The organism is Stappia sp. ICDLI1TA098 (assembly GCF_054880955.1).
In genome coordinates, this window is sequence record NZ_JBTZBT010000002.1 from 1027908 (window position 1) to 1035089 (window position 7182).

At 65.7% G+C, this 7182-nt stretch carries 6 protein-coding genes and 1 rRNA gene; 3 read left to right on the forward strand and 4 right to left on the reverse strand.

Annotation, left to right across the window (positions count from 1 at the left end; all coding sequences use genetic code 11):
- Positions 1 to 8: 8 nt before the first annotated feature.
- Together ACSLUQ_RS15005 and ACSLUQ_RS15010 are read right to left on the reverse strand one after the other, a co-directional pair.
- A complete protein-coding gene (locus ACSLUQ_RS15005) occupies positions 9 to 1508 on the reverse strand; it encodes a sugar ABC transporter ATP-binding protein (protein ID WP_461808973.1) in 1500 nt (499 codons plus the stop codon).
- A gap of 134 nt (positions 1509 to 1642) precedes the next feature.
- Positions 1643 to 2494, reverse strand: a complete 852-nt coding sequence (locus tag ACSLUQ_RS15010) for an amidohydrolase family protein (protein ID WP_461808974.1) — start codon at positions 2492 to 2494, stop codon at positions 1643 to 1645.
- 199 nt (positions 2495 to 2693) lie between these two features.
- Between ACSLUQ_RS15010 and ACSLUQ_RS15015 the strand changes: the two genes are divergently transcribed.
- Together ACSLUQ_RS15015 and ACSLUQ_RS15020 are read left to right on the forward strand one after the other, a co-directional pair.
- A complete protein-coding gene (locus ACSLUQ_RS15015; protein WP_461808975.1) occupies positions 2694 to 3440 on the forward strand; it encodes a GntR family transcriptional regulator in 747 nt (248 codons plus the stop codon).
- Between the two features lie 40 nt (positions 3441 to 3480).
- A complete protein-coding gene (locus ACSLUQ_RS15020) occupies positions 3481 to 4497 on the forward strand; it encodes an aldo/keto reductase (RefSeq protein WP_461808976.1) in 1017 nt (338 codons plus the stop codon).
- 21 nt (positions 4498 to 4518) lie between these two features.
- Here the strand turns inward: ACSLUQ_RS15020 and ACSLUQ_RS15025 are convergent, their stop codons facing one another.
- Positions 4519 to 6030: a UxaA family hydrolase gene (locus ACSLUQ_RS15025; RefSeq protein ID WP_461808977.1), complete on the reverse strand. Its 1512-nt coding sequence runs from the start codon at positions 6028 to 6030 to the stop codon at positions 4519 to 4521.
- A gap of 143 nt (positions 6031 to 6173) precedes the next feature.
- Between ACSLUQ_RS15025 and ACSLUQ_RS15030 the strand changes: the two genes are divergently transcribed.
- Positions 6174 to 6503, forward strand: a complete 330-nt coding sequence (locus ACSLUQ_RS15030; protein ID WP_461808978.1) for an L-rhamnose mutarotase — start codon at positions 6174 to 6176, stop codon at positions 6501 to 6503.
- A gap of 586 nt (positions 6504 to 7089) precedes the next feature.
- On the opposite strand, the gene rrf is transcribed toward ACSLUQ_RS15030, so the two are convergent.
- Positions 7090 to 7182 (reverse strand): 5S ribosomal RNA (gene rrf, locus ACSLUQ_RS15035); the annotation flags it as partial.

Here is a 7182-nt window from a genome sequence, read left to right on the forward strand (position 1 = left end):
TATATCCGTCATGCGGCCTCTTCTCCCGTGGCAAGTGCCATGATGCGTTCCTCGGAGAGTTCCGCGCGCTCGAGCGGGGCGCAGGCCCGCCCGTCACGCATCACAACGACGCGGTCACAGACGCCCAGAACCTCGGCAAGCTCGGAGGAAATCATCACCACCGCCAGGCCACCGGCGACGAGTTCACCGACGATGCGGTGGATCTCCGCCTTGGCGCCGACGTCGACGCCGCGCGTCGGTTCGTCGAGGATGAGCACCTTTGGGCCGGTCGAGAGCCATCGGGAGATGACGGCCTTTTGCTGGTTCCCGCCCGAAAGAAGGTCGATGCGCCGTTCGGGATCGGGCGGGGCGATGGAAAGCTCGCGGACGAAGCGAGCGGCAAGCTCGCGGTCGCGGCCAAGGCTGACACGGCCGAAGCGGGACATCCTGCGAAGCACCGGCAGGCTGATGTTCTCGCGCACGCTCATCGAGGGAACGATGCCATCGGCCTTGCGGTCCTCGGGTACAAAGCCGATGCCGGCGCGCACGGCCGCCGCCGGCGAACCGATGCGCACCTCGCGGCCGTCGATCTCGATCCGCCCGGCCGTGACCGGCGCGAGACCGAAGATGGCGCGGGCCAGTTCGGTTCTCCCGGCACCGACAAGCCCGGTGAGGCCCAGGATTTCACCGGCGCGCACCTCGAAGCCGATGTCGCGAAAATTGTAGCCGTCGCCAAGCCCCTCGACCCGAAGCACGGGCACGCCGATCCGCGACGGCGTCTTGGGAAAGACATTCGTGACCTCGCGCCCGACCATGCAGCGGATCATCTCGGAGGCGCTGATGCCCTCCGCCGGCCGGGTCTCGATCAGGTTGCCATCGCGCAGGATTGTCACGTCATCGGCGATCTCCAGCACCTCCTTGAGGCGGTGGCTGATGTAGATGATCGCCAGCCCCTGGTCGCGCATCCTGCGCAGGATGCGAAAGAGCGCGGCGGTCTCGTGCTCGCTGAGGCTCGAGGTCGGCTCGTCGAGCACGATGATGCGCGGCCCCGCCGCATAGGCCTTGGCGATCTCGACAAGCTGTTGCTGGCTGATGGACAAATCGCCGAGGCGGGCGGCGGGATCGATGGAGGCCCCGAGTTCCTTCAGGACCACCTCCACGTCGCGGATCATTCGCGCCCTGTCGGCGAAGCCCCAGCGGCGCGGCATGCGTCCGAGGTAGACATTCTCCGCGACCGTGAGATCGGGAACGAGATTGAGCTCCTGATGCACCATGCGGATGCCGAGGCGTTGCGCGTCGGCCGGCCGACGCATCCTCACTTCGACGCCATTGACTTCGGTGCTGCCGGAAGAAGGAAGATAGGCGCCGCTCAGGATCTTCATCAGCGTCGATTTGCCAGCGCCGTTCTCGCCGACGATCGCATGCACCCGACCGTAGTCGACAGAGAGCGTCACGTCGCAAAGCGCCTTCACGCCAGGAAAGGTCTTGCTGATGCCCCGCATGCGCAAGGCGCAGGTCGATGCGCTCATGTCCCCCTCCGCGCCCGTGGCCGACCCTCCTCCAAGGGCCGGATGCCACCGGACACCCATCTATTACACTAATATAATAATAAGGACAAGCGATGCCCCCCTGATGGCATTCGCCAGTTTCGCGCCCGGGACGATCACAGCTCCAGACCATAGAAACGCACGGCATTGCGGCCGAAAACGTCGGCGAGCGCTGCCGCCGGCAGCTTGCCGCACAGCACGCCGCGCAGGGCATTCATCGCCTCGGCATAGCTGCCCGCGAGCAGGCAAACCGGCCAGTCACTTCCGTAGAGCAGGCGCTCGGGCCCGAAGACGGCAAGGACATGGTCGACAAAAGGCTCGAGGTCGCGCGGCCGCCAGGCTCCCGCGTCGGCCTCCGTGATCATGCCAGAGAGCTTGCAGTGGACATTGGGGAAGTCGGCGATGCGGGCAATGTCCCGCGCCCAGCCGCCGATCCCCCCGCCAGCGATATCCGGCTTGGAGAGATGGTCGACGACGGCCCGCAGACCGGGCACCTGCTCCAGGGCGGTCGCGACATGCGGCAGGTGGCGGGGATAAGTGAGAATATCGAAGGCGATGTTGCTCTGCGCCAGGACGGCGAGGCTGTCGAGAACCGCGGGCCGCAGGATGTAGGCATCATCCTCCAGATCCTGCAGCATGGGCCGGATGCCGACGAACTTCGCATGGGTGCGGAACGCTTCGAGCCTTTCGGCGAAGCGCGGATCCTCCATGTCGAGCCAGCCGACGACACCGGCGACGAAGTCCGTCGCCTCGGCGAGGTCGAGCAGGTAGAGCGTTTCCGCCTCGCTTGCCGCCGCCTGCACCACCACCGTCGCGTCGACGCCCGCCCTGCGCAGCAGCGGTTCGAGGTCGGCGGGTCCGTAGTCCCTGTAAAGCGGCGCGCCCATCTCCGGCGACATCCAGTGGTAGTCACCGCGCGCGACACGCCAGAAATGATGATGTGCGTCAACAACAGGATGGTGCGTCATGGGTCCCCTCCCGTGCCCGCGACGGAGCGGACTGCTCCCCTTGCGAGAAGAGAAGGCATCGCTTGTCGGTCTCTGTTACACTAGTATAATAAATTACCGGGCGTCGAGAGCGAAGGTTGGCGCATTGACGCCAGGCGCGTTTCGCGACACTCCGGGCACGCGGCCGGACTGGCTGCGGACAAAAGCGAGGTCGAATGGCATGGCAGCGAGAATGCCGCGCGCGGGCGAGAAGGACAAGCTCGCGGAATTTCTGGACGGGGTGGTGCTGAACCGCGCCATTCCCCTGCGCGACCAGGTCTATGCGCTGGTGCGCAAGGCCATCGTCACCGGCCGGATCGGGCCGGGCGCGCCGATCAACGAGATCGACATCGCCACGAAGCTCGGCATCTCGCGCACGCCGGTGCGCGAGGCGGTGAAGAAGGTCAGCGACGAGGGGTTGATCGAGGTCTTCGCCCAGCACGGCACCTTCGTCTCGGAAATCAGCCGCAAGCAGGTTGAGGAGGCCTACATCATCCGCATCGCGCTGGAGCTGGAGAGCATCAAGCGCGCCGCGCCGGTCATCACACCGGCGCAGATCCAGGATCTGGAAGACATCATCCTCGCGCAGCAAACGGCGGTGTCTCGCCAGCGCTACGACGAGGCAATCGCCCGCGACGACGATTTCCACCGAATGATCGCCGAGGTCAACGGGCTCACCATGCTCTGGAAGGTGGTCGACGTTTCCAAGGCGCAGATGGACCGTTGCCGGCTGCGCACCTTGCCGACGCCGGGCGCCGCCGGCGAAACCATCGCCCAGCATCGCGCCATCCTGAAGGCGCTCGAAAGCGGCGACCCGGAGGCATCGATGAACGCGTTGCGCGAACACCTGGAGACCTCCTTGCGCAACACGCTCGCCTATCTCGACAAGGAGCCCGCAGGCCGGCCGGCCAGCGAGCCGGCGGCCTGAGCGCGAAGCGGCGGGGCGAAACGACCCGGGGAGGGATGACGTGAAGGTATCTGAACGACGCAGGCTCGAGCGGGCCGGTATCGAGGTGACGGCCCTCGGGCTCGGCTGCGCGGCCTTCGGCGGCCTCTACCGCGAGGCGCCACTTGCCCAGGCGCAAGACACGCTGCGCGCCGCCTGGGAGGCGGGCATCCGCTATTTCGACGCGGCCCCCATGTACGGCCTTGGGCGCGCCGAGCATCTTCTCGGCCATTTCCTGCGCGAGGAGGCCGCCACGGCATCCACAGCCACGGTCAGCACCAAGGTTGGCAGGTTGATGGCGCGCCGGCGACCCGGGCGCGACCTGCCTCCGGCCGCGCCACGCAATCCCTTCGATTCCGGCTGGCGCAACGGGCTGAATTTCGAGGAGATCTTCGACTACAGCTATGATGGGCTGATGCGCAGCTTCGACGACAGCCAGCAGCGGCTCGGCCGGCCGGAGGTCGACATTCTCTTTGTCCACGACATCGGCCGCGTGACCCACGCGGAGCGCCATGAGAAACACTGGGGCGACCTGACGAAGGGCGGCTTCCGGGCACTTGAGGAGCTGCGCGCGGCGGGTCTGATCAAGGGCTTCGGGCTGGGCGTCAACGAAACCCGGGCCATCGAGGAAGCAATGGAGGAGGCGGATCTGGACTGCTGCCTGCTCGCCGGCCGCTACACGCTGCTCGACCGCTCCGGCGAGGCGCTTCTGGCGCAGGCCAGGCAGCGGGGCGTCTCGATCGTCATCGGCGGCGCCTACAATTCCGGCATCCTGGCAGCGCAAAAGGGCGGCGAGACGAAGTTCAACTACGCCGACGCGCCGACGGAGGTGCTGTGCCAGGTGGACAGGCTCCACGAGGTGGCCGAGCGCCACGGCATACCACTTGGCGCTGCGGCGGTGCAGTTCCCGCTCCGCCACCCCGCCGTCGCCTCGGTGCTCGTCGGCACGCGCAGCCCGCAGGACCTGGCGACCAGCGTCGACTGGTTCGAGCGGGACCTGCCCGCGGAAATATGGGATGCACTCGACGCCGCGCTCTGATCCGCGCGGCGTCTGCCCGTCTCACATCGTCGCGCCGACCGACCAGGGCACGAACTCGCTGTCGCCGTAGCCGAGCTGCTCCGACTTGGTACGCTCTCCTGAGGCGACGGCAAGGATCTTCGACAGGATCTCCTCGCCCTTTTCGGCAAGCGACACTCCGTCGAGCACGTCGCCGCAATTGATGTCCATGTCCTCCTCCATTCGCTCGTAGATGAAGGAGTTCGAGGCAAGCTTGATCGAGGGCGTCGGCTTGCAGCCGAAGGCGGAGCCGCGGCCGGTGGTGAAGCAGAGCATGTTGGCCCCGCCGGCGACCTGCCCGGTCGCCGAAACGGGATCGTAACCGGGCGTATCCATGAAGACGAGGCCGCGCACGTCCACCGGTTCGGCATAGTCGTAGACGCCGGTGAGATTGGTCGAACCGCCCTTGGCCGCAGCGCCGAGCGACTTTTCCAGGATCGTCGTCAGACCACCCGCCTTGTTGCCGGGCGAGGGATTGTTGTTCATCTCCATGTAGTGGCGGGCTGTGTAGTCCTCCCACCAGCGGATGCGGCCGGCAAGCTTCTCGCCGATCTCGCGGCTTTCAGCGCGGCGCATGAGCAGATGTTCCGCGCCATAGATCTCCGGCGTCTCCGAGAGGATCGCCGTGCCGCCCTCGGCGACGAGAAGATCCACCGCGATGCCAAGCGCCGGGTTGGCGGTGATGCCGGAATATCCGTCCGATCCGCCGCACTGGAGCGCGAGCATCAGTTCCGAGGCCGGGGTCTCGCGGCGGCTTGCCTCGTTGACGACCGGCAGCATCTCGGCAATAGCCCTGACGCCGGCCTCCACCGTCTTGCGGGTGCCGCCGATTTCCTGGATCGTCAGCGTACGGAAGGTGGTGTCTTCCGTGATGCCATAGGCATCCATCCAGCGCGGAATCTGGAAAGCCTCGCACCCGAGGCCGACCATCAGCACGCCCCCGACGTTGGGATTGGTGGCGAACCCCCATTGGGTGCGCTTCAGCAGCTCATAGGCCTCGCCGTTGATGTCGAGACCGCAACCCGTGCCGTGCACCAGCGGGATGACGCCATCGACGTTCGGATAGTCGGCAAGCAGGCCCGAGCGCGTCACCTCCTCGGCGATAAAGCGGGCGGCGCTGGCAGAGCAGTTCACCGAGGTCAGGACGGCGATGTAGTTGCGCGTGCCGACCTTGCCGTTGGCGCGCGGGAACCCCTGGAACGTCCGCCGCCGCGCCGGCGCGACGAACGCGGTCGGGCGCGCCTCCGCGCCATAGGCGTAGTCCCGGTCGAACGCGTGCAGATAGACATTGTGTTCATGCACCCAGTCGCCGGCGGCGATCGCGTCCCGAGCGAAGCCGATCACCTGGCCGTATTTGACGACCGCATCGTCCTTGCCGAGCGGAGCGACGGCCATCTTGTGGCCGCGCGGAACGCGCGCAGTGGCGATGACACCATCCGCCACGTCCCCAGGGTTCAGGGTCTCGATCGCCACGACGATGTTGTCGGCATCGGTAAGTTTGAGGAAGCGCGCCATGGAGCCTTGATAATCTCGCCGGAGATGGGAGGGGCCGGCTTGCATTCCGGCATCATTGATGAATACTAATATAACAATAAAACTCGGTCAAGGACGGCCACGGTCCGTGGCGATCTCGCCGACGTGAGGGGGACTGGAGCGAAATGAGGAGAATGGGTCTTTGCATCGGGCTGAAGCCGGACGCCGTCTTGCGCTACAAGGAACTGCACGCAGCGGTCTGGCCGCACGTTCTCGACGCGATCACACGCGCCAACATCCGCAATTACACGATCTTCCTGAAGGAGCCGGACAACCTGCTCTTCGCCTATTGGGAATACACCGGCGACGACTTCGAGGCGGACATGGCCAGCATGGCGGAAAACCCGGCGATGCAGGATTGGTGGAAGATCTGCGATCCGCTGCAGACACCGTTCGCCACCCGCGAGAACGGAGAATGGTGGGCCGCGATGGAGCCAGTGTTCCACCATCCGTAGGCAGGGCGGCGCTCTGCGCCTGAGCCCCGGGGGCTCGGTAGCCGCCAGCCAGAAAGAAAGCCTCTCCACTCGCGCAGCTGCCAGCATTCGAGGCGAGGAAGATCACCGCGCCGACCATGTCGTTCGTCCTACCGCCATCCAGCTGAGCGTTCGGCCATTTTCCCTTTTGTTTTCAGTGTTTTGTCTTCTTCCGCTTGGCCTTCCGGGTCTCATTCTGGGCGTGGCGGGTGTTTTGCGTTTGCGATTCGCACAGGGATGCGGGTCGGGCGGAGGTGATGACCGAGCCGGTTTTCCTGGTGGCTTCCCGCGGGCTCGTCGACCGAGGCTTATGGGGGGACTGATTCTGGAGATGCGGTGGAGGTCTATTTCCGGCGACGGTCGGTGTGTTGGCCGGCTGCCGTCCATCGACCTCTCGCTTGCGCCCTGGCGAATCGTTCGCTGCCGCGAGGTTCGGCCGATGGGCAGCGTCATCCTTGCGTCGGCTGGGGCGAAGGAGCGGGCGCAGAAACGCAAAAAGCCGCCTCCAGAGAGGCGGCTTGGATATGAGTGGTTATCGTTTTCATAGACATTCGATTGCGTTTTGCGGGCCTGGCGGCGACCGACTCTCCCACGTCTTAAGACGCAGTACCATTGGCGCTGGGGCGTTTCACTTCCGAGTTCGGGATGGGATCGGGTGTTT